Genomic DNA, 24,341 nt, shown 5'->3' with positions numbered 1-24,341 from the left:
TAATAAATAAAGTATATTAAAAAAATGGATATAGGAGATATAAATGTTAGCTCAAGAGAGATATGAATATATAATAGAAAGCTTGAATAGAGACTCAGCAGTTAAGACATCTAAGCTGATAAAAGAACTAAATGTATCTATAGAAACTATAAGAAGAGACTTGGAACATTTGGAAAAAGAAGGCGTATTAGATAGAGTTTATGGCGGAGCTGTTTTAAAAAAAATAACAGTAGATAAACTAAGTTTTGAAAAAAGAGAAGAAGAATTTAAAGAAGAAAAATCAGAAATTGCATCTATTGCTGTGAGATATATTGTTGAAGGTCAATCTATAGCATTAAATGATAGTACTACTAATGTAGAGATAGCAAAACAATTAAAAAATAAGTTTAAAAATCTAACTGTTATAACTAACTCATTAGCAATAGCAACAGAGTTAGCAAATAGCCAAGGTATAAAGGTAATACTAGCAGGTGGTTTATTAAATAGCAAAGAGTATGCATTTTATGGTGAGTTTGCCAAAAATATATTAACTAATTTTACTGTTGATAGAGCATTTATAGGTGTTGGAGGAGTTTCTTTAAATAGAGGGATAACAGATTATAATATACATACGGTAGAGATACAAAAAATATTAATTGAAATGTCAAATGAAGCTATTATATTGGCAGATAGTAGCAAGATAGAGAGTGTATCTTTAACTAAAATTTCAAACTTAGAAGACATTAGTTTTATAATAACAGATAGCAAGGTAGATGAACATATCATCGATAAGTACTTAAAACATGGTGTAGAGATAATAAACAAATAAACAAATCCACATAAAAAAGCAACTTTTAATTAGCAAAAGTTGCTTTTTTATGTGGATTTATAAGGGGTTTGAATTTAAAATGCACAAAAATGCAAAATAATGCTTGAAATTACACAAAAATCCGTATATACTTAAAAATGAAAATGAGATAATACTTTTAGAGACTAAGACCCATAATTAAATAAGATTAACTTATAAGCGGGAAAAGGTTATCTAAAAAATGGAATCATTATTAAATAATATTAAGGAGTGGTACAGTTGAACAACAAGAATAACAACATTAAAAAGTGGATTACTTTTATAATTTTAACATTAGGAGCAGGGACTATATATAAGCTATGTTTCTTAAAAGATGCATTCTATGGACCAATGCAAGAATACTTAGGTCTTACGCATACACAATTAGGTAACGCAATGTCTATAAGTGGTGCTGTAACAACTGTAGGGTTTATAGCAGCAGTATGGTTATCAGATAGAGTATCTAAGAGAATATTATTACCAGTAGGCCTTATAGGTTGTGGTCTTTTAGGGTTATGGTTAGCAACTTTACCAAGTTACAACGAAGTATTAATAATTTGGGCTTTATTTGCTTTAACAAATGATATGGTATTTTGGCCAGTTTTACTTAAGTGTGTTAAGTCACTAGGAAGTAAAGAAGAACAAGGTAGGATGTTTGGATATTTTGAAGCAAGTAGAGGTCTTGTAGATACAGTAGTAGCATTTGCTGCACTTGGAATATTTGCTTATTTTGGTTCAGGAAGATTAGGATTTGTAAATTCTATATTATTCTACTCTATAACAGTTATAGTTGTAGGTATACTAGCATTCTTCTTCATTGAAGATGACAAAAAAATAGATCAAGTAGAAGGAGCAGAAGGTAAAAAAGTTAAGATCTCTCCAATGGTAGCTTTAAAGACAAAGGAAATATGGTTAGCAGCATTCACTACATTCTTTGTTTATGCAGTATTCTGTGGAATAACTTACTTTATACCTTTCTTAGAAAATATATATGCATTACCAGTTGCATTAGTTGGTGCATATGGAGTTATAAACCAATATGGTTTAAAAATGGTTGGTGGACCAATAGGTGGATACTTAGCAGATAAGAAGTTCCATTCACCAGCAAAATACTTAAGAGCAGCATTTATAGCATCTATAGTTGTTTTAGTAATAATGGTTATAGCACCACATAATTCATTAAATGTTTATTTAGGTATGGCTATGACATTAACTTTCGGAGCAATAGTGTTCTCAATGAAAGCTACTTACTTTGCACCAATGGGTGAAATAAATATATCAGATGATATAACAGGAGCAGCAATGTCTATAGGAAGTTTTATAGGATATGCACCAGGAATGTTTGCTTACTCACTATATGGAAATGTTTTAGATAACAACCCAGGTTTATCAGGATATAGAATGGTATTTATGATGATGATAGGATTTGCAGTTCTTGGAGTTGTAGTTAGTACATTACTTATAAATACAATTAAAAAAAATAAAGAACAACAAGTAAATGCATAAGTAAATTTAAAAATTAATCTCCTACAAAAAGATTTAAAAAATTACAATGCACAAAATAGCTTTGATTAGTTTGTATCAAAGCTATTTTGATAAAATTAACCAAAACACATTATTGATAAGTTTCAAAATAAAATGTAAGTATATAACAATACAAACTTTTTAAAGTATAGAAAGCCTAAAGTATAGAAAATATTATATAATAGTGTTGACTTTAATATTTAGTATTGAAAGGGAAAAGGATTTATGACATCTGAGAATAAAATTAAAAAATATATTCTATTTATAGTTTTAACAATGGCCACAGGAGTAATTTATAGGTTGCCATATATTCAAGATATATTTTACGTTCCAGTACAAGAAAGTTTAAATTTGACCCATACTCAGATTGGAAACATATTATCAATATCTGGATTCTTTAGTGTTTTTGGTTTTTTAGGGTCTATATATTTTATAGATAGAGTATCTAAAAAAATATTAATACCATGTGGACTTATAGGTGTTGGTATTACAGGTATATATTTATCTACTTTTCCAAATTATAATGTTCTTATATTAGTATGGATTTCATTTGCTTTATTTAGTGATATGCTTTACTGGCCAGTATTGGTAAAGAGTATAAAAGAACTTGCTAATAGCAATTTACAAGGAAGAATATTTGGATTTTTTGAAGCAGGTAGAGGATTATTTGATACAGTGGTAGTACTTGTAGCATTATATTTATTTTCTACATTAGGCTCACTTAAGTATGTAATACTATTTTACTCATCAGCAGCTATAGTTATAGGCATAGTATCATTTTTTGTTTTAGAAAAAGATGAACCTATAAGAGCAAAAGAAGAAAGTAAATTAGGTGTGCCAATAGAAGCAATAAAATCAAAAAAAGTTTGGTTAGTAGCAGGAAATATATTTTGTGCTTACTCTATTTATTGTGGATTAACATACATGATGCCTTTTTTACAAAACACATATAACATTAGTGTATTGTTAATAGGAGTCTATGGGATGATAAACCAATATGGAATAAAAATGGTAGCAGGTCCACTGGGAGGATATCTAGCAGATAAAAAGTTTAAATCTACATCGAAGTATTTTAGGTTTAGCTTTATATCAATAATATTTATTATGATATTTATGATTATTTTATCTAAAAATGAAGTTAGTGCAAATTTAGTATTTATGGCTATTGTTATTTTTTCAGCCTTAGTAAATTCTATGAAAGCATTGCTATTTGCCCCGATGCAAGAAGTAGGCATAGAAGAAAATATATCTGGAGCAGCAATATCGCTGGCAAGTTTTATAGGATACTCACCTTTAGTATTTTCTTATTCATTATATGGAAGTATTCTAGATAAATTTGAAGGTTTGCTTGGATATAAAATTTTATTTAGCATTATAATAGCTTTTGGATTTTTGGGATTATTAATTAATAAAAAACTTATGAAAGTAATCAATCTTAATAGAGATTTATAAGAGTGTTAAAATTGTTGTTTTAAAATAAGGAGAAAAGAAGATGAATTGTAAACCAAGTGTTTTATTAATATCAATAGATGCTCTAAAGCCAGAGTTTGTATTTGACTCTGAGAGAATAGGAGTAAATCTTCCTAATTTAAAAAAGTATTTCGTGGAAAATGGAACTTATGCATCAAAAGGTGTTAAAAGTGTATTTCCTACGTTCACATATACCTGCCACCATTCTATGATAACAGGAACTTATCCTGCAACTCATGGAATACACACGAATACTATATTTGACCCAACAGGAAAACATAAGGATGCATGGTACTGGTATGTAAGTGAAGATGCTAAGAACTTATGGGAATGTGCTAAAGAAAATGGATATATATCTTCAAGTGTAGGATTCCCAGCATCTGTTGGAGCTAACTCTGATTATCATATACCAGAAATATGGAGAGATGGAACTCATCTAGATAGTAAGTTAATAGATGCAGTAAGTAGACCACAAGGTATTGTTAGGGAAATGGAGAAGGAAATAGGACAATTTGCAGGTGGAACAGATTTAACTATTGAAGGCGATACTATAAGACAGAAGGCTGCTTTATGGATATTAGATAATAAGATTAAAAAACATTTAGAAGAAAAGCCATTTTTCATGTCTTGTTACTACGCATCTTATGATGAAACTGCTCATATAAAAGGAGTATATAGTAAAGAAGCTATATCTGATCTTGAGAGAATAGATGCGTTAGTAGGAGAATTAGTAGAGAAAGCTCATGAGATTACTAATAACAATGTAGTAGTATGTGTAGTTTCTGATCATGGTACGATAGATAATAAGTATGATATAAAACCTAATATAATTTTTGCTGAAAATAAATTAATAGAGGTTGATAAAAATGGAAAGCTACTAGACTGGAGTGTATGGTGTCAACGTTCTGGTGGAACTGGACAAATAAGACTTAAGGATAAAGATAATAAAGAAGTAAGAACAAAAGTTAAAGGAATATTAAATGAACTTTTAAATGATGAGAATAGTGGTATTAGTGAAGTAATAACAGGTGAAGAGGCTAAAGAAATTAGAAGAGGATTCCCTGATGCTGATTACGTTATTATATCTAAGGCTGGATATGAAGTAAGAGAAGATACAGTAGGTGAGTATTTAGATAGTAATACAAAACAAAAAGCTCAACATGGATACTGTGAAAATCTTCAAGATATGAGAGCATCTTTTTATATTGAAGGAGTTAATATAGAAAAAAATAAAGATATTGAGGAACTAAGGTTAGTTGATGTTGCCCCAACACTTGCAAAAATAATGGGATTTGAAATACCAACTGCTGAAGGAAAAAATATCTTAAACTAAAAACTATGTGATAAGTAAAATTTATCAGTAATATAATAAGTAGGGCTATAATCTTTTATTTTAAAGTTTATAGCCCTATTTTAAATTTTTAAGTATAGAAATTTAAAATCTACTATTTAGTTTTTGTACGGAATATATTGATTCCAGATAAAACCCATATAACAAACAAGAACCCTAATCTTAACCAATCCATATTAAGCCAAAACTCTCCACCAAGCACTATATCTGGAGATAAGTTGTATTCATCTACGAAAATACCCATGTTCATAAATAAATTGGCCGTAATAAATAAACATACAGTAGTTAACAGAAATATAACTATATCAAATAATCTACTTTTTAAATTCATTGTTTTCCCCTCCTAAAATAACCAGTATTTACTTCCTAATTTATAGTATATGCATCCACTTATTCACATTTATTTTATATTTAGTTTACAAAAAAATCCATAGTAATAGGGTAAATAACAGGATTGTAATAAATTTTATAATCGAAATTATATATACCAACTATTATAGATAGGTCAGATTTTTTTGTGATAAACTTATAAGTGTAAATAGATATTTTGATATATACGATAATCAATAGTATATATTAAAATTTATTATAAATCTAAAACTGTGAAGTTTTAATTATTACATAAAAATAAATAGAGAGTAGGAGTACAGTAAATGAAATATAAGATGCTTGTTATAGATGATGAAGTTAGTGTTGTATCACTTTTAAAAGATTTTTTTGAACTTGAAGATTTTGTGGTTTATACAGCTTGTAATGGAGAAGATGCTTTAAAGAAAATAGATATAGATCCAGATATTATATTACTAGATATTAACATGCCAGAAATGGATGGTATAGAAGTATGTACTAAAATAAGAAATTTTGTTAGCTGTCCAATTTTATTTTTAACCGCAAAAGTTGAAGAACGTGACAGAATAAAAGGGCTTATGGTAGGTGGAGATGATTATATTATAAAACCATTTAGTATAGAAGAATTAAATGCTAGAGTTAAAGCTCATTTAAGGCGTGAAGAACGTAAAACTACAAAAGAGAAGGTAAAATTTTTAAAAGAAATAGTTATTAATTATTCTGATAGAAAAGTTTTTTGTAGAGATAATGAAATAAATTTTACAAAGACAGAATTTGATATTTTAGAAATTTTAAGTATGAATAGTGGACAAATTTTTTCTAAGGAAAATATTTATGAAAAACTTTGGGGATTTGATAAATATGGCGATAGTAGTATTATTACTGAACACATTAGAAGGATACGTATGAAGCTTGCTAAATATACTGATGATACGATTATAGAAACAGTTTGGGGAGTAGGATATAAATGGATTGGATAGATGAACAACTATTAAAATTAAAAGATAAGATAAAAGCAGAATCCTTAAGAAAAGTCATGAGTTTATATATATTTATAGCGATTATTGCAGTGATAATTTTATATATATTAACTGCAGTCTTTTGCCAAGGGTGGAAAGGGCTTGTCTATACAAAGTATTCTATTGATATAAATAGTTACATACCAATAGAGGAACTTGTTGAGCTAGAATTAATAGATAAAGTTATTTTATATGGAGCAAACATTATTAAAGTATACTCAATAGTCATTTATTCTATAATTGCAATAATAGTTACTTCTAATATGTTTTACAAAAATAAAATTAAAATCCCTATAGAGATTTTAAAGGAAGAGGCTAAGCATATAAGTCGTAATGATTTGAGTTTTTCATGTATTTATAATAGCAAAGATGAACTGGGGGAAATATGCGAAGCTTTTGATAAAATGAGAGTACAACTTATTAATAATAATGAAAATATATGGAGTCTAATGGAGGGACAAAGACAATTAAATTCAGCTTTTGCTCATGATATTAGAACCCCTCTTACTGTTATAGGGGGATACACAGATATGTTAGTTAAGTACTACCCACAAGGTAAAATAACAGAAGAAAAATTATTAGAAAATCTTACTTTAATACAGTCTCAATTAACAAGATTAAAGAACTTCTCAGAAACTATGAAGGATATACAGGATATTGGAGCGATGGAGATAAAGCCAAAGCTCAAAGAGTTCAATCTATTAGAAAAAAAGATAGAGGAAATTGTAAATGGAATTAGGGCTAGTGACAATATTGAAATTAATATATATAACAAATTAAAAGAGGATAAAGGATATTTTGATGAAAGTATTATTTTACAAGTTGTAGATAATTTATTATCTAATGCTTTATCATTTACGAAAAACAAGATTGATATTATTTTAGAATGGGAACATGATGTTATATATATTTATATAAGAGATAATGGGGATGGTTTTTCAAAGAAGGAAATATATTCAGCATCAAATCCTTATTACAGCAGTAGAGCTGGTGTAGATGGACACTTTGGTATAGGACTTACAATATGTAAATCATTATGTGAAAAGCATGGAGGAAAATTTACTTTAAATAATAGTACAAGCGGTGGCGCTATTGTATGTGCAAGTTTTTTTAGCAACGGACAAAGTCGTTGGTAATACATAGTCTTTGCCTACATACTGATAAAGTGTAGTGAAATTTTTATAAATGTAGATAAAAAATAGATATTTAGTAGTTAAAATTTACTTATATTAATAAATAAGAGATGGGAGACGGTTATGGAGACTAGTATTATATTAAAAGATGTAAGTAAATTTTATGGAAATAAACAAGCATTGAACAATATCAATTTAGAGATAGAAAAAGGAATGTTTGGTTTATTAGGAAGAAATGGGGCAGGAAAAACTACTTTAATGAAATCAATAGCAACTTTACTTTCTTTAAGTTCAGGTGAAATTACAGTATGTGGTATAAATGTAAATGACGCTAGTAAAATAAGAGAAATGATAGGATACTTACCACAAGATTTTTCAATGTATAGCAATATGTCAGCTTATGAAGCTATGGACTACTTAGGGGTACTATCAGGCTTAGATAAAAAAACTAGAAAAGAAAGAATACCAGAGCTTTTGGCTAAAGTAAACTTAAATAATAATATGAAAACCAAGGTAAAAGCTATGTCAGGAGGTATGAGAAGAAGGCTTGGAATTGCTCAAGCTATACTTCATAATCCTAAGGTATTAATAGTAGATGAACCTACAGCTGGATTAGACCCAGAGGAAAGAGTTCGTTTTCGAAATTTACTTTCTGAAATAGCAGAAGATAGAATAGTTATATTATCAACTCATATAGTTGGAGATATAGAATCTACTTGTGAAAATATTGCAGTAATGGATGAAGGAAAAATAATCTTCAAAGGTACGGTAACAGAGCTTTTAGACAATGCAAATGGCAATATATATGAGGCAAAAATATCAAGAGCTGAAGTGGAAGGTATAAAGAAAAAACATATAGTTACTAATATACTTATGATGGCTACTGAGGCTAATGTAAGGTTCATTGCTAAGAGTAAGTCTGAAGTTTTTAAGGGCGCTGAGGTAACACTTCCAAATGTTGAAGATGCATATATGTATCTTATGCATATAAATGGAGGTGCAAGATAATGTTTAAGACTTTATTTTTGAAAGAATGTAAAGAAACACTAAGAAGTATTACTTATTATATATTCTTAGCTTGTATAGTTATATTTTTTATTACTCAAATGGGAAGCTTTCAAGGTATGTCAAAACCTATGCCTAACGAAGAAAGCTATGGGTTTAAATATAGTGATGATAAGAATATAATAATGCAATCTACTATTGATAGACTAGCATATGAATTTAGTGCAAACTCATATACAACATATCCCCTAGGATTATTTTATAAAGAAGTAAAACTTAATGATAGTGAAATATCTAAAATTTATAATATTTTAGAAGAAATAACAGGAATAAAGGAAGAACAATTAGTACGAAAGTTTGAAAACTATACTACTACACCAAACGGTCCACAAATTGAGTTTATAAAAGCAAAAGATAATATTACATTTAAAGAATTTTCAAAATACATAAGTGAAGTAGATGATATTTTAGGTGGAGGAAGTTATCATTTTAATCCTAAAAATTTACATATAAATGCAAGAGTTGGAAGAACTTATGACGATGCACTTAAAGATTATGAAAGTGTAATAAATGATGATAAGGTATCAAGAGCTTATGCAAGATTATTTAGTGATTATATGGGAATTGTCTTAGCTATACTTCCAATATTCTTAGCAGTAACTAGAGCATTAAAAGATAAAAGAGCAAAGGCAGAGCAAGTTATCTTTTCTAAGAGATGCCCATCAACTACCATTATATTATCAAGATATTTAGCAATTGTAGTTATGATAATACTACCATTAATTTTAATAAGTATTACACCAACCCTACAATCAATTTATTCAGCTAATAGTAATGGAATAAGCGCAGATTATTTTGCTTTTTTAAGAGTTATATTTGGGTGGCTTATGCCAACTGTATTAGTTACTGTTTCGATGGGATTTTTCTTAACAGAACTTACAAATGGACCAATTGCAATTTTGGTTCAAGGTATATGGTGGTTTGTAAGTATGTCAGTAGGTGTTTCTAATTTAGTTGGAAATGTAGGTATGAACTTAATTCCTAGGTTTAACTCTTATGGAAATTATGACATATATATTAGAATTTTTGATGAACTTGTGATAAATAGAGTTTTTTATAGTATAGTTGGAATCGTATTAATAGTGATGACTATATTTGTTTATGATATAAAAAGAAAGGGGAAATTAAATTCAAATGGAAAGATACTTAAAAATAGCTAAAGTGAACTTAAAGTTTAACTTATTTCCCCATATAATTGTTGTAATTGGTTTATGTTTAATATCTCCGCTAATTATGGGATTAAAAAATTTAGATAGTTTAAACACAGCTAAAATATTAGATATGTATATATCATTATTCGGAATGATATTACTAGTTCCACTATTCATGCCAGAGCAAGATAAGGATATAAGAGATTTGATAAAATCTAAAAGGGAATCCATAGCTATAAATTATTTAATAAGAATAACACAAGCGGTAATTTTTTTAGTAATTATAATGCTGGGATTTTTAGTGTATCTTAAAATTGGAAATTGTACCTTTGATTTTTTACAATACTTATATGGAACTATATCAACTTGTATTTTTCTAGGAGGCTTAGGTATTTTAGTATATTCTATAATAGACAATATAGCAGTAGGATATATGGTTCCTATGTTATACTATATTTTATGCTATGGTTCAGGGAAAAAATATTTAGGAAAGTTTTATTTGTTTTCAATGATGCAAGGAAATATTTTGGATAAGAAGTATTTATTAATTGCAGGGATATTAATGATATCAACAGGAATTTTTTATAGAAGTAAAAAATAAACTCATATCCCGTCATTGTGATAGATTTATAAACTAATCACAATGACGGGATTTTTATTATTTAGATATATTATTATATAGTTTATATAAAGTTACTGACCTTGGTGGCATAGGAGGAACGTTTCGTTCCCACATTGATTTATTAAGGAGTAAAGATTCTCTACTCTATGAATATACTAAGATTATTTACATTATAAATAAGACACAATTTTTTATATAAACGAAATCTTATATAAAAGTAGTTATTTTCAATAAAATTTTTACATATTATATATTAGATTTATAAAGAGTAGTACTGTACATTTTAACCTAGTTACTGTATGTACTTTGAGGGGGAACATATATGAAAGTTAGCTTAAAGAAAATGATTTGTAATACATCCTGTCTTGAAGAACTAAGTCCACTACAATACTTTAGCCAATTTAATGTATATCAAAATATACAACTTAATAACAAAAACATGAATATAAGCAATATAGAAAATACCATTCCTAAGATTCAAATGCATTCAACTAAAATAATAGATGCAACAATGACAGAAACAATAGAGGGAACTTCACTAGAAGGTCAGTGCTTAAGTGGAAGAAATCTATTATTAGTAGGTAGTTTAAATGCTAGCTTAATATTAAGCTACAATACAAAGAATAAAAAAAGTAAGGATCCAAAGAAAAGAGATGTAGTTGATGTTGATATACCATTTAGCACATTTATAGTTATTCCACAGGATATATATGACTGTAATAATATTAATTTAAGATATTTAATAGAAGATACGACAGTGGTTAAGCTTACTTCAAATTTAGTACTTGTAAGCGTAACGATGATAGTTCAATACTTAGATGAGCATTAATAAAGATATAAAATCTATAAATAGAAAAAGGTGATACAGTGAGGGTTACCAATGAATGCAGGGTTGATTTTCAGTACAGATTATCACCTAAAAGCCCTATAGTAATGAAGACAACCTTTAGCAACGTGGTATCGACTGATATTGTAAAAAACATATTAAAGGTAGATAAGTTCGTAGACAAAATGAACACTTATTCCTTTGATATATTAACCTACACCATAGTAATATCAAATATAAGTAATTTTATAGTAACAAATGTGCATTTTAGAGATGATATTGCAGATAACACAATGTTTATAGTAAATTCAGTAGAAATTGATGGGCAAAAGAAGAGAGGTCTAAGACCAGATAAGGGATTTTATATAGGAAATATAGCACCAGGTTGCAGGATAAATATAGAATTTAGAGTTAGAATTTTACCAAATTGTTTTAATAGAACTATAAATAACTATTCAATTATTGACCATGATTATACTTATAATATAGAAGAAAAACCTATAAAAATGCCTGTATCAAGTAACAATGTAAGCACTGAAGTAAGAAATAAAGTATTTAAGCAATTTACAGTAGACAATAATATAGAAGTCACAAATGATATTTCATCAATAGAAGACTTTGAAGTACATGTAAAAATATTAAAGTTAAAGACTGTAAATACACCAACAAGCAGTGTATATAAAAGCTACAAATCTAAGGTATGCACTTTAATAGCAATTGGGACTTTAGAATATAATATTTCTTATAAGACAAGTCAAAATAGTAAATCTAAAAAAAATAAGACTGATGTAATTAAAAACACAAGACGTATCTATGGTTTCTCAACTTATATGCTAGTACCTGTTGGAATAACTTTATCAGATAAAAATAAAATAACAGTTAAAATACACAATGCATCGGTCAACATATTAAACAAAAACTCAATAATAACTAGCACTAATCTATTGCTATATTATTAAAAACCATCGACTATAAATTATAATCGATGGTTTTTATATTTAAAAAATATTATCTAACTTGGGTCAATATTTAGCACTGTCCTTTCAGGATATGGGCTAGTTCTTGATTTAACTGTAACTATAAAATCATATCTAGCGCCAAGAGATTGACCATAAGGAATAATAGCAGTTATTTTTATTACCTTACTAGTATTAGGAGCTAAATTAGTCATTGATGATAAATTAGCTTGATACAGTGTATTAGAAGCTACATCAGCTATTTTAATATCATTAATATATAAGGTATAAGGTAGTGCTACCTTTTGTATAGTCAAAGTAAAGTCATCATATCCCCCACCAGTATTTTTAAAATAATTAAGAATTATTGCTGTATTTCCTGGTGGAGTCACAATAAATGCTGTTGAGTCATTTATCTGGTAAAGTGGATTTGGTGTAAGAGATACTCCTGGAGGTAGTGTACAAGTTAATATATTACTTTTTTCTCCACTGTATACTTTGCTAGGGTTAATATTATTGTAATATGAAACAGCAGTAGCCTGTGTATTTATTGATGTACCTGCTCTTAAATTAGAATTAGGTTTTAAAGTGAAGGTTACATAACCAGATATTGAATTATTCAACTCCGGCACACTTATGATTATTTTTTTAGAAGTACTATTGTAAGTTGCACTACAAAGTACTGTTGTATCTATTGATGTAAATATAAAATTATTATCAATAGGTATTTCTATAGTTCCATTTACTAATTTTATAGCACTATTATTTTGGAAAGTAAGTCTAAATTGCATTGTAGAATTAGTATTTATAATTGCAGTTTGATTATATATAGTAGAGGTTGTTTTGTCTGTTGCACTTAAACTTAATAACAAGTTAGGATGATTTATACTTACAACCAATGTCTTAGAAATAGTATTAACACTACCTCCTGGAGTCTGTTGATATAGACATTGGGCAGTGTTTGTTTGGCTTGATACTATGGCATTTACGCTCTTATTTATATTACTTATTTTACAAGTCATAGAATAAGTAATAGTTTTTGCTGAAATTCTAGCATCAATAGTTCCATCAGGAGGAAAAGTAATTACGTTTGAGGATACTGTAGGAGTTACAAGACTTCCATTTCTATAAGAAGGACCTACATAACTTTGACCTCCACTTGGTAAAGTATCTCTAATATATAGACCATAAGCTATTGTACCTTGGGGAATCGTAGCAGTAATTGAATACAAAATTAACGAGCCTACTTTAAGAATACTAGAAGCATTAGTTTTTGTAAGAACTATTGATGCTGATGATATTGTCACTGAAGCTGACTTATTAAGGTTTGTATACTGAAAATTACTAGATCCTTCGCTGTATACTTGAGAGTAAGGATTTGTATTAGTAGCTGTAGTTGTTATGATTACTCCTGGCGCTATTACAGGACTTATAGATACTTTATATGTCAAAGTGAGTGATTGACCTGGAGCTAATTTATTTATATAAAAAACTATATTATTATCTTGAACTTGAGGAGTATTAAAACTACCACTTCCAGTTATTTTTATGCTACTTTGATCAACAGTAAACCAAGTAGATAAACTATCACTTACAGCAAAATCAAAGGCATCAGTCTCAGATCCTAAAGTATTAGTATTACTTATTGTGACTGTATAGGTATAAATTTCCTGAGCTTGTATAGCATTTTTGTTTGTTCCAGTTACCGATTTAGTTAACTGAAGGTTAGGTGTGCCTATGTTTATGGTTACTTGTGCTCTGTTACTATAAGCATTCCCATAAGTATTTACCCCTTTTAACTTCATAAGATTTGCATTTTGCGAAGAAGAACCAAGCAATTTTATAGGAACTTTAAAGTTAATAGTTGATAAAGACAAACCTGGTATATCTCCATAGTAAAAATCAACTCCATGTGGGCTTATCAAACTAGGTGGTGATATAGGTTTATAGCCAGTATATATATAAGTTAAGTTATCTATAGGATCAGCAGATAATGGGAAAAAATCATCTATATAAACTTGTTTTTGAATAGCTTTTAAAGTGGATGAATTATAAGTTAATGTGTACTCAGCGAGATCTCCTGGAGCAAGAGGAGTTATAGTTTTAGGAGTACCATCATTATAATATGCTTTTATAAATTGCTTCGTAATGCTACCTACATTGATACTAGAGGAAGCATCAGAGCTATCTCTAACTTGAGTAAGGACTCCCATAAGAGTTCCTAAAATATCAGTATTAGCTGTAAATGGATCTGAAGCAACTACTGGTAAATTTGAAGCTTGGCTATCTTTTCTATATCTGTAATAACTATCAATTTTAACATTAATAGTTACACTTCTTGTAGAGTTTTGAGTAGCTGTAGGAAAGTTATAAGTTAAATAATAACCTTGCAAAGTAGAGCTATCAACAGCAGATGTAGGAGTATAAGAACTAGATAAGTAAAACACTCCATCAGGCAATAAATAGTGAACTATTATAGCCTGTATATTATAGTACTGACCAACTCTATAAACAAAAGTATAGCTTGAAGTACTTTGAACATCTACAACAGACTTACTTGTAGAAGTAGTAATTATCAAATCCATAGCAGAAAAGCTTACACTACTATCATAGCTTGATACTATAAGAGGATTGGCAGAGCTCATATTAATAAACATGTTTAGCACAGTACCATGATTTATAAACTTGCCTTGATTATTATTGTATTGATTCCAAACAGCGTAATTAAAAGTAACTGTAGTGCTACTTCCAATAGAAAGATTTATATTACTATAATAAATTTGAGTATAAGTCTTATTATTAATAATTACTGTATTGATAGTAGGAGAATTAAACTGAGTGGCATCAGTACCTGAAGTAACAATATTTCCAATATATCTTATTCCATCTTCAAGCAGTATAGTTATACTGACTAAAGATGATGATACTGAGTTATTATAAAATTTACAGGTTGTAGTATTAACCTGAGTATAATCATTTAAAGTAGGGGAATATCCAGCACCTTTTAATACCTTACCTGATGTAGATATAGTGCTGTAAAACATAACAGTTAAAAAAGTCATAGCTACTTGTTGTGTAATTACTTCATTGCCTACATCATAGCTACCTCTAGGCATTGTATCTGCCTGGCAACCTACATTTATTCCAGAAAAAGTATACCCAAAAGGCACTGTAGTACCATTTTTAAACTTAGTATTACATTTTACAGTAATACTAAAAGTATAACTTACCTCCAAAGGTGCAATATCTTTTAGATTGACCCAAGAGTAAGTAATACTATTATCATTATTTGTGACACTTGATGTCTGAGGTATGGTTGATGAAGAAATAACCATTCCATCAGGCAAAGTTAGACTAAGTCCTAAATTATATAACCTTTGGCTAGAGCTTAGATTTTTAATACTTATATTAAAGGTAGATGTAGAACCTACCGCGATTTGTATATTTTGAGTCTTATCAATATTTAAGCTCAATAGATTAGATGGCATAGCATCACTCCTATAAGAATTATCATTATAAGATATTCAAATTAGTAAAATTGAGTTACTATAACTTAATACAAAAATCCAGAAAATATTTTTGAAATCCTAGGTAATAGGCAACTTTGCGTATTGCTTTTAATATTATATTACGTGGTCGAATAAATTAATCACATTAAATTTGCAAACAAAATTTTCAAAAATTAAATATAAAGGAGGCAGAAAAGTGTCATTAATGTCGAGATTCTCGACTGTTGATAAGTCGATATTAGTCGCTACTGGAAATAGTTTAGTAGTATGTGGAAGTACAACATCAGTAGGAAACAATACTTCAGATATGATTAAGCCTGATGGGACGACTACTAGAGATTATAAACAGGCAGGTAGTAGTGCTAGTTTAAATATACTAGCAAATAGTTATGTACAATATGCAGAGCTTATATGGTATTCCACTGTAAAAAGTAATGTACAAGGAGCAACAGACTTAAGAAGTTTACAAGATAGCCAAGTGACATTTACAACATCAAAAGGAAGTTATCAAATTACACCTAAGTATACTGATAGCTTTGCTGGAGCATCAGGGAGTATAGATAGATACAGAGCAGCAGATGTAACAGCATATGTACAAGATGCCCTATCAGGAACATACACAGTGTCCAATGTTCCAATAAGTTTACCAGAAGCAGGTCTAAGTAATTCAAGAGCTGGATGGACACTTACAGTAATTTATAGAAATGATTCTTTCTTACCTCAAAAGATACTTTACTCTTCAGGTATAGCAACATCAACATCAGATTTACCACTACAAACAAGTCTTACAGGTTTTACAACTGACTCAGAACAAGCAAGTCTAAAAGGTAGTATATTTTTAGCTTGTGCAAATGGAGAGCCTCTTAATGGAGAAGATATAGTATCTGCTGGTCCATCTTTTGCGCAATTAACAAATATAGGTAACGTAGTATATAGCCCAAACTCAAATCCAGGAACAGCCCCTAACAACCCAGGTAATAAATTTTTCTCAGGAATAATAAACGTAGCAGACCCTCTAAGCAGTAGTAATGGACTTTTAAATATAGTTGGTACTAATGGTATTAACAATAACGATGGATTTGTTCCAACTCAAAGTCTGGGTGCAAGAAACAAATGGGATATAACAAACGTAGATATTACAAAATCTTTAATCACTAATCAAACATTACTAGCAGGACAGATTATTTCAAATGGTAGTGGAGATGGTCTACAATTAGTAGCGATGGGAACTCAAGTAAATGCTCAAGCACCTAATATAACTGCTGAATTAGTAATGTATGATATAGATGGAGATGATGAGTACAATATTGAGGCTGGAGAATTTATAGTATATGCAGTTAAGATAAAAAATGATGGAAGTGTGCCAGCAAATAATATTATACTTTCAGCAGCACTTGATACTTCAACAACATTTGTACCAGGATCTGTAACAATTAATACTATAAAGCAAAGTAATGTAAATATAACAAATGGAATTAATATTGATAGCATACCTCCAAAAGGAATATTAAATGTATTATTTACTGTAAGAGTAAACTCAGTACCAACTGGAGGATTACTAAGCCAAAATGTAAACTATAGCTATCAATTTACATCAGGATCAAGCACAATAACAAACTCTGGTAAAACTAACTCTATACAAGTTATTGTACAGGATGGGTTACTAAGTATTAATAAATCTGCATCTAAAACAAGTGCAAGTGTAGGTGATATTGTAACTTACACTATTGATATAGAAAACATAGGAACAGAACTAGCAACAAATATGTTCTTCCAAGATAAAATAGATTTAAGTTGTTCATTTGTAAATGGATCAGTAGTTATAGATGGAGTGTCTTATCCTAATTATGACCCTACACAAGGTATTTCTTTACCTAATTTAGAGCCAAATAATAATACAGAAATAATACTTCAATCTAAAGTAAACTCATTGCCACCTTCGACAAAGGTAACAAATGACTCATGTATATCATTTGGATATATATTTGACCAATATGGTTATATCAGAGAAAAAACAATATTTAGTAATGTAGTATCAATACAAGTTCAATATGTAGACATTGTAGGCGAAAGATGTGGTAATAATAACTATCCTAATGTTGGAGATACAGTTACTTATAATTTGAGGCTTACTAATATTGGTAATATGCCAGCAAATAATATTCAAGTATTAGAACCACCAATACCAGGAGCAACATTTATAAGCTCAAGTGTCAAAATAAATGGTGTTACAGAAGAAGACCTTAATCCTTTTAATGGATTTACATTAGAAGATCCAATAAACCCATTACAATCTACAAATATAGAGTACAAAGTATTAGTAAATCAAATTAACCCATCAGGTATAATAGAAAATATTGCTCAAGTTCCATATAAATATCAGATATCTCCAGGAAGTGGGGATATAGATTCTGAAGAAGAATCAAATATGGTTAAGACAATAGCTAACTATGTATGCATGAATATATCTGAAACTGTAGATAAGGAATATGCAACAGTAGGAGATACATTATATTACAACGTTAAAATAAGTAATAATGGAAATATAAATGCTACTAATACAGTATTTTTATCTAATTTAGCACCAGACACATCATTTGTACCTGGTACTGTAACAATAAATGGAATATCATATCCAGCATATAACCCAACACAAGGATTTACAGTTGATACCATATGTTTAGGAGAAGAAATAGAAGTAACTTACCAAGCTAAGGTTAATTCCGTGCCTATCCCAAATATTGTATATAACCAATCTAGCTTAGTATATAGCTATAAACCAGATCCGAATGGAAATATATTAACAGGTACAATTAATAGTAATACAGTTCAAACTATTATAAACAAAGCAGACTATAAATTGACTAAGACTGTAGACAAATCATATGCACAAGTAGGCGATAATTTAGTATATACAACAACAATAGAAAATACAGGAACTGTAGATTTATCAAATATAAAATTTGCAGACTATATTGGAGTTTATTTAAAGTTTTATCCAGGAAGTATATATATAAATGGAGAAAACTATCCAGACTACAATCCAGAAAGTCAATTTACGATAGATGACCTACATCCTGGAGATACTGCAACCATAACATTTGGTGTTACAATAATAGGGAATCCACCAGTTGGATATGTACCAAATATGTCAGAAGCTACATTAACCTATCAACAAACACCAAACAGTCCTATAATAACTAAGACTGTATATTCTAATGAAGTAAACACATATGTACCTTATGCAAAACTAAACTTAACAAAAAATGTAGATAAGTCTTATGCATCAGTAGGAGAGACTTTGACTTATTCATTTACAGCAACCAATACTGGTAACACAAATGTATTTAATACATTTTTCTCAGATACACTTCAAACAGAGTTAAGTTTTGTAACTAGGTCTGTATATATAAATGGAATAAGTAAACCATCATATGATCCTCAAGTAGGTTTTGACTTAGGAAATATAGTGGTTGGTCAATCTGTAACAGTTAGCTTTAAGGCTAAAGTTGAGAATCTACCAAACCCAAACAGTATAAAAAACAATGCTATAACATCATATAGTTACAATATTGACCCAAATGGTCAGCCAATAACTAGAACTACAACTAGTAATACTGTAACAACAATAATAAATAGTTACACAGCGACATTGACTAAGCAAGTGGACAAAATGTATGCGACTATAGGAGATACTTTAAATTATACAGTTACTGTTAATAATACAGGTACAGTATCTTTAACAAGTGTTAACTTTATAGATATAATTCCAAATGAAGCTATATTTGTGGATGGATCTGTAGTTATAGATGGAGTAAGTAAACCGGATTATAATCCTAATTTGGGATTTTTAATAAGTAATGTATTACCTGGCGGAAATGTTGTTGTAATGTTTAAAGTAAGAGTAGCTAGTTTACCAACACCTCCACAGATTAACAATTCATCAACTATAAACTTTAAGTATCAACTAAGCCCAACATCATCTATAAATAGTGGTACTCTAACTAGCAATACAGTTACTACAAATATAGTATCAACAAGCGTTACAAACACTAAGAGTGCAAATAAGATGTATGCAACAGTAGGAGATACTATAACTTACACATCAGTAATAACTAACAATGGAAATATAGACATAACAAATACTAAATTTACAGATATAATACCAATGCATACGACTTTTGTAGTTGGATCTGTAAAAATAAATCAACAATCACAAGTAGACTATGACCCTAATATTGGATTTTCTTTAGGCACTATTTATGTAGGTTCTTCAGTAACAGTTACATTTGATATAACTGTAGACTCTGTACCTAATAAGTCTCAAATAGCAAACACATCTACTATAAACTATGATTACAATATTGATCCAAATGGATATGTAAAGTCAGAAACTGTAGCAAGTAACACTGTAATTACCTATATAAACTTAGGTAGCATGACAGTAACTAAGAGTGCAAATAGAACCAAAGTAAGATTAAACAATGTAATAACTTATAACTTTGTAATATCTAATACAGGAAACACAGTACTAAAAAATATTTTATTTACAGATAAAGTCCAATCAGAATCATCATTTAATACAGGTTCAGTAGTAGTAAATGGAGAGTCAAAATCTAGCTATAATCCGAATAATGGATTTAGCTTAAGTGATATACAAATAGGTCAACAGACTACAGTTAGCTTTACAGTTACAGTAAATTCATTGCCATCAGAAAATAAATTATTAAATAAAGCAGATGTAGACTATTCATATTATGTAGACCCTAATGGATCACTTACAAGTAAAACAACATCATCAAATACTACAACAGTATTTGTTTATGACACAATAATGTCTGCTAATAAAATGGTTGATAAAGCAACGGCTAAGATAGGAGAAATACTAAACTTCACGATCGAGATAAAAAATGAAGGTAACGTTAATGCAAACTCAGTACACTTTGAAGATATGCTAGATCCTAATATTGAGTTTGTTCAAGACTCAGTATATGAAAATGGTAACCAAAGAACTGGATATAACCCTAATGATGGATTTAGCCTTGATGATATAGATCCAAATAGTACAACAACAGTAACTTTTAAAGCTACTGTAACAACTAGGCCAGCTGATAATTTAATTTATAACTTTGCTTCAATAGATTATCAATACACAGTTGATACGGACGTTATAAATGCAAATATAGATACTAACACTACAAAAACTTATGTAGCAGTAGGAGAATTAACTCTTACAAAATCAGTAGATAAAGCTTACGCTACAGTTGGAGATAATATACATTACTCTATCAGAATAAAAAATACGGGCTCAGTAGCAGCAACAAATCTTAACTTTAAGGATATAATCTCAGCTTCAGCTTCATTTAATACTAACAGCGTAGTTGTAGATGGATTGCCTCAATTAGATTTTAATCCTATAGATGGGTTTACTTTATCAGACTTACTACCAAATGAATATCATACAGTTACATTTAGTATTAAAGTAGATTCATTACCTGCTAGTGGTAAGATAGAAAATAGTGCAGATACAACATTTACCTATCAGTTAACACCGACAGACACTCCTGTTGATGCTACTGCAACATCAAATAAAGTAACAACATTAATTTTATTAGGTAAATTAACTGTTACAAAAACTGTAGACAAAGCATATGAGACTGTAGGAAACAACTTAACTTACACTATAAAAATAGCAAATGAAGGAAATACAAATAGTACAAATGTATTTGTCCAAGATTTAATTCAAATAGATGCCAGATTTGTAAATGGATCAGTAATAGTAAATGGAGTAAGTAAGCCAACTTACGATCCTAATATTGGATTTAACTTGGATGATATACCAGCTAATGATACTGCTACAGTTAGTTTTGTAGTAACTGTTCAGAGTATACCACCAGTAGACTATACTATTTATAACCATAGTTTAATAAACTATGAATTTTATGTAGATCCATCAAATCTACCAGTGCAGAAACAATCTATAAGTAATACTGTAGCAACAATTATAAATGTAGGTTCATTAGTAGCAACCAAGTCTGTTAGTAAATCTTATGCAACCATCGGAGACGTATTAACATACACAATAAATGTATTCAATAGCGGAAATGTACTTGCAAAAAATGTTAACTTCAGAGATGTTATACCAAATGGATTAATATTTGTACAAAATTCAGTAAGTATAAATGGAATATCTTATCAAGGATATGACCCATATGAAAGTTTTACTTTAGGAAATATAGTATCTGGAGACACTGTAGTAGTAAAATTTGATGTTAATGTTACATCACTACAAATACCATCACTAGTAAGCAATACTGCACAACTTACTTTTGCTTACAAAGTTAACCCAAGTGGTGATGATATATATGCACAAGCTAATTCAAATTCAGTAACTACTCAAATAAATGTAGGCTCATTAAAGCTTACTAAGAGTGTAGATTTAAATTATGTTACTAAGGGTGATGTATTAACTTATAAAGTAATTGTTAATAACGATGGAAATGTAGATACTAAAAACGTAATATTTACAGATAATTTACAATCAGATTTAACATTTAATCAAGGTTCTGTAAAAATAGATGGAACAGCTTATCCAGACTATAACCCAATTAATGGATTTAGATTGGGAGATATAGCATCTTTAGGATCAGTAACAGTAACATTTACAGCTACTGTAGTGGAACAACCAATTAGAAACTCAGTTTTAAACTTTGCGATAGCATCATTTTCTTACAAAATAGATCCAAATGGATCAGACTATAGCCACTCAGCTCAGTCAAATACAGTATCTAGTTTTATAATTATGCCTATTTTAGTCAATATAAAAACAGTAGACAAAACGTATTCAACTCTACAAGATACTCTAAACTATAGTATATTAGTAAAAAATGCAGGTAACACAACTATTAATCAATTATTCTTTAGTGATGTATTATCAAATGGAGCTACGTTCAAGGCTAGTACAGTAACCATAGATGGTGTAAGCTATTCAACTTATGATCCTATAGTTGGATTTAATCTACCAAATGATTTAGTAGCTGGAAATACTTCATTGATAAAATTCCAGGCTATAATAAATGCAATACCATCGCCACCACAAGTAACAAACTATGCTGTATCTAATGGTATGTACAAAATAAATCCACAAGGAGTGGATTATCCGATATCTGCCACTTCAAATACAGTAACTACTAATATTAATGTGGGGAATTTATCAAATACAAAATCAGTAGATAAAATGTACGCAAAAGTTAATGATACAGTATCTTACACTTCAACTATAACTAATATAGGAAATATAAATGCAACTAATATACGCTTTATAGATTCATTACAAAATGAGGTAACCTATATATCTGGAACTGTAAGAATAAATAATGTATTATATCCAGCTCTTGATCCAACGTTAGGATTTGATTTGTCTGATTTAGCAGCAGGCCAAACTGTTACTGTAGCTTTTGATGCTAAGATAAATTCACTACCAACACCACCATATATAACAAATATTTCTCAAACTCAATTTAGTTATAAGGTAGATCCAAGTGGATCATTGGCAACAAATACTCAATTTAGTAATAGTGTAACAACTAACGTAGTATTAGGTAAGATAACAACATCAAAAATTGTAGATAAACCAATTGCAACTATTGGAGATACATTGGTATATACAGTTACATTAACAAATGTAGGAAATGTAATAGACAATGATGTATACTTCCAAGATATTCCTTCAACTGGTGCAAGATTTACGTCTGGTAGTGTAAAAATTAATGGAATAAATCAAACATCTTATGACCCTACAGCTGGATTTAGTCTTGGAGATATAGGAATAGGTGAAGTTGTAACTGTAGAATTCTCAGCATCTGTAGTATCAGTACCTTCATCAAACCAAATAACAAATCAAGCTGTGATTACATTTAAATATGTAGTAGATCCAAAACAAGCACCATACAGTGATACAACTTATTCAAATAAAGTAACAACAAATATAGCATATGGCAATTTAAGTGTTACAAAAGAAGTAAATAAACAGTATGCTACTGTAGGTGAGAGATTAACTTATACGATTACAATTATTAATAAGGGAAATATTAATGCTACTAACGTAGTGTTCTTAGACCCAACGCCTCGTAATTCAGTATTTGTATTAGGCTCAGTAGTTGTAAATGGTGTAGCACACACAGATTATAACCCATCAGCTGGATTTAATTTAAATACTATGACACCAGGTCAGATTATAACTGTAGTATATCAAGTTCAGGTAATAGATTTATGCTAAAAGTATAATATATAAGAATAGAGAGTTTGAATATTAGAAGCAAGCTAAAGTATATCATATATAATTAAGTAATACCCCTATATAATAGATACATGAAAGTCTACTATATAGGGGTATTTTGTATTTAATATAATAACTGTATGTAAGTGACAGGTTAAAAAGTGCTTTGATTTGAAAAAAAATTTTAAAAAAATACTAAAGTAGAAAATAATATGAAATATTTTTTCAAAATAAGCAGGAGAAAAAAAACAGACAAAGAATAC

14 protein-coding genes are annotated in these 24,341 nt (G+C 29.3%); 12 read left to right on the top strand and 2 right to left on the bottom strand.

What is annotated here, in order from left to right; genetic code table 11:
- Positions 1-43: 43 nt before the first annotated feature.
- From CHL78_RS04785 to CHL78_RS04770, 4 genes are all read left to right on the top strand, one after another.
- Entirely contained in the window at positions 44-808 is a 765-nt protein-coding gene (locus tag CHL78_RS04785) for a DeoR/GlpR family DNA-binding transcription regulator (RefSeq protein WP_094366382.1), read from the top strand.
- Between the two features lie 258 nt (positions 809-1,066).
- Positions 1,067-2,332, top strand: coding sequence for an MFS transporter (locus CHL78_RS04780; protein WP_094366383.1), 1,266 nt, complete (start codon positions 1,067-1,069; stop codon positions 2,330-2,332).
- Between the two features lie 243 nt (positions 2,333-2,575).
- Positions 2,576-3,802 (top strand): MFS transporter, encoded by a 1,227-nt coding sequence (locus CHL78_RS04775; RefSeq protein ID WP_094366384.1) that lies wholly within the window; start codon positions 2,576-2,578, stop codon positions 3,800-3,802.
- A gap of 40 nt (positions 3,803-3,842) precedes the next feature.
- Complete coding sequence (locus tag CHL78_RS04770) at positions 3,843-5,153, top strand: alkaline phosphatase family protein (RefSeq protein WP_094366385.1); 1,311 nt, start codon at positions 3,843-3,845, stop codon at positions 5,151-5,153.
- A 112-nt stretch (positions 5,154-5,265) separates the two neighbouring features.
- On the opposite strand, the gene CHL78_RS04765 is transcribed toward CHL78_RS04770, so the two are convergent.
- Positions 5,266-5,502, bottom strand: coding sequence for a hypothetical protein (locus CHL78_RS04765; protein ID WP_094366386.1), 237 nt, complete (start codon positions 5,500-5,502; stop codon positions 5,266-5,268).
- Between the two features lie 322 nt (positions 5,503-5,824).
- Here CHL78_RS04765 and CHL78_RS04760 point away from each other — a divergent pair, with 322 nt between their 5' ends.
- The 7 genes from CHL78_RS04760 (at position 5,825) to CHL78_RS04730 (ending at position 12,294) form a co-directional block, all read left to right on the top strand.
- A complete protein-coding gene (locus CHL78_RS04760) occupies positions 5,825-6,499 on the top strand; it encodes a response regulator transcription factor (RefSeq protein WP_094366387.1) in 675 nt (224 codons plus the stop codon).
- Positions 6,487-7,674, top strand: coding sequence for a HAMP domain-containing sensor histidine kinase (locus CHL78_RS04755; RefSeq protein ID WP_094366388.1), 1,188 nt, complete (start codon positions 6,487-6,489; stop codon positions 7,672-7,674). Before CHL78_RS04760 ends, CHL78_RS04755 begins: the two co-directional genes overlap by 13 nt.
- A 120-nt stretch (positions 7,675-7,794) precedes the next feature.
- Complete coding sequence (locus CHL78_RS04750; protein ID WP_094366389.1) at positions 7,795-8,679, top strand: ABC transporter ATP-binding protein; 885 nt, start codon at positions 7,795-7,797, stop codon at positions 8,677-8,679.
- Positions 8,679-9,896, top strand: a complete 1,218-nt coding sequence (locus CHL78_RS04745) for a hypothetical protein (RefSeq protein WP_094366390.1) — start codon at positions 8,679-8,681, stop codon at positions 9,894-9,896. Before CHL78_RS04750 ends, CHL78_RS04745 begins: the two co-directional genes overlap by 1 nt.
- Positions 9,871-10,488: a hypothetical protein gene (locus CHL78_RS04740; protein WP_094366391.1), complete on the top strand. Its 618-nt coding sequence runs from the start codon at positions 9,871-9,873 to the stop codon at positions 10,486-10,488. Before CHL78_RS04745 ends, CHL78_RS04740 begins: the two co-directional genes overlap by 26 nt.
- Positions 10,489-10,831: 343 nt before the next feature.
- Positions 10,832-11,338, top strand: coding sequence for a hypothetical protein (locus tag CHL78_RS04735; RefSeq protein WP_094366392.1), 507 nt, complete (start codon positions 10,832-10,834; stop codon positions 11,336-11,338).
- A gap of 38 nt (positions 11,339-11,376) precedes the next feature.
- Positions 11,377-12,294 (top strand): hypothetical protein, encoded by a 918-nt coding sequence (locus CHL78_RS04730; RefSeq protein WP_094366393.1) that lies wholly within the window; start codon positions 11,377-11,379, stop codon positions 12,292-12,294.
- Positions 12,295-12,347: 53 nt separating this feature from the next.
- On the opposite strand, the gene CHL78_RS04725 is transcribed toward CHL78_RS04730, so the two are convergent.
- Positions 12,348-15,779 (bottom strand): COG1361 family protein, encoded by a 3,432-nt coding sequence (locus CHL78_RS04725; protein WP_094366394.1) that lies wholly within the window; start codon positions 15,777-15,779, stop codon positions 12,348-12,350.
- A 226-nt stretch (positions 15,780-16,005) separates the two neighbouring features.
- Between CHL78_RS04725 and CHL78_RS04720 the strand changes: the two genes are divergently transcribed.
- A complete protein-coding gene (locus CHL78_RS04720) occupies positions 16,006-24,078 on the top strand; it encodes a DUF7507 domain-containing protein (RefSeq protein ID WP_243446374.1) in 8,073 nt (2,690 codons plus the stop codon).
- Positions 24,079-24,341: the final 263 nt, after the last annotated feature.

This window comes from Romboutsia weinsteinii (assembly GCF_002250835.2).
Classification (GTDB): domain Bacteria; phylum Bacillota; class Clostridia; order Peptostreptococcales; family Peptostreptococcaceae; genus Romboutsia_A; species Romboutsia_A weinsteinii.
Note: the sequence above shows the minus strand (reverse complement) of the source record. Positions and strands in the feature narration are given on the sequence as shown.

Bases quoted from the DNA above. Each gene is read 5' to 3' on its own strand.
- CHL78_RS04720 (WP_243446374.1), top strand. From the start codon at position 16,006: ATGTCGAGATTCTCGACTGTTGATAAGTCGATATTAGTCGCTACTGGA.
- CHL78_RS04765 (WP_094366386.1), bottom strand. From the start codon at position 5,502: ATGAATTTAAAAAGTAGATTATTTGATATAGTTATATTTCTGTTAACT.
- CHL78_RS04770 (WP_094366385.1), top strand. From the start codon at position 3,843: ATGAATTGTAAACCAAGTGTTTTATTAATATCAATAGATGCTCTAAAG.
- CHL78_RS04725 (WP_094366394.1), bottom strand. From the start codon at position 15,779: ATGCCATCTAATCTATTGAGCTTAAATATTGATAAGACTCAAAATATA.
- CHL78_RS04760 (WP_094366387.1), top strand. From the start codon at position 5,825: ATGAAATATAAGATGCTTGTTATAGATGATGAAGTTAGTGTTGTATCA.
- CHL78_RS04775 (WP_094366384.1), top strand. From the start codon at position 2,576: ATGACATCTGAGAATAAAATTAAAAAATATATTCTATTTATAGTTTTA.
- CHL78_RS04785 (WP_094366382.1), top strand. From the start codon at position 44: ATGTTAGCTCAAGAGAGATATGAATATATAATAGAAAGCTTGAATAGA.
- CHL78_RS04745 (WP_094366390.1), top strand. From the start codon at position 8,679: ATGTTTAAGACTTTATTTTTGAAAGAATGTAAAGAAACACTAAGAAGT.
- CHL78_RS04750 (WP_094366389.1), top strand. From the start codon at position 7,795: ATGGAGACTAGTATTATATTAAAAGATGTAAGTAAATTTTATGGAAAT.
- CHL78_RS04740 (WP_094366391.1), top strand. From the start codon at position 9,871: ATGGAAAGATACTTAAAAATAGCTAAAGTGAACTTAAAGTTTAACTTA.
- CHL78_RS04755 (WP_094366388.1), top strand. From the start codon at position 6,487: ATGGATTGGATAGATGAACAACTATTAAAATTAAAAGATAAGATAAAA.
- CHL78_RS04735 (WP_094366392.1), top strand. From the start codon at position 10,832: ATGAAAGTTAGCTTAAAGAAAATGATTTGTAATACATCCTGTCTTGAA.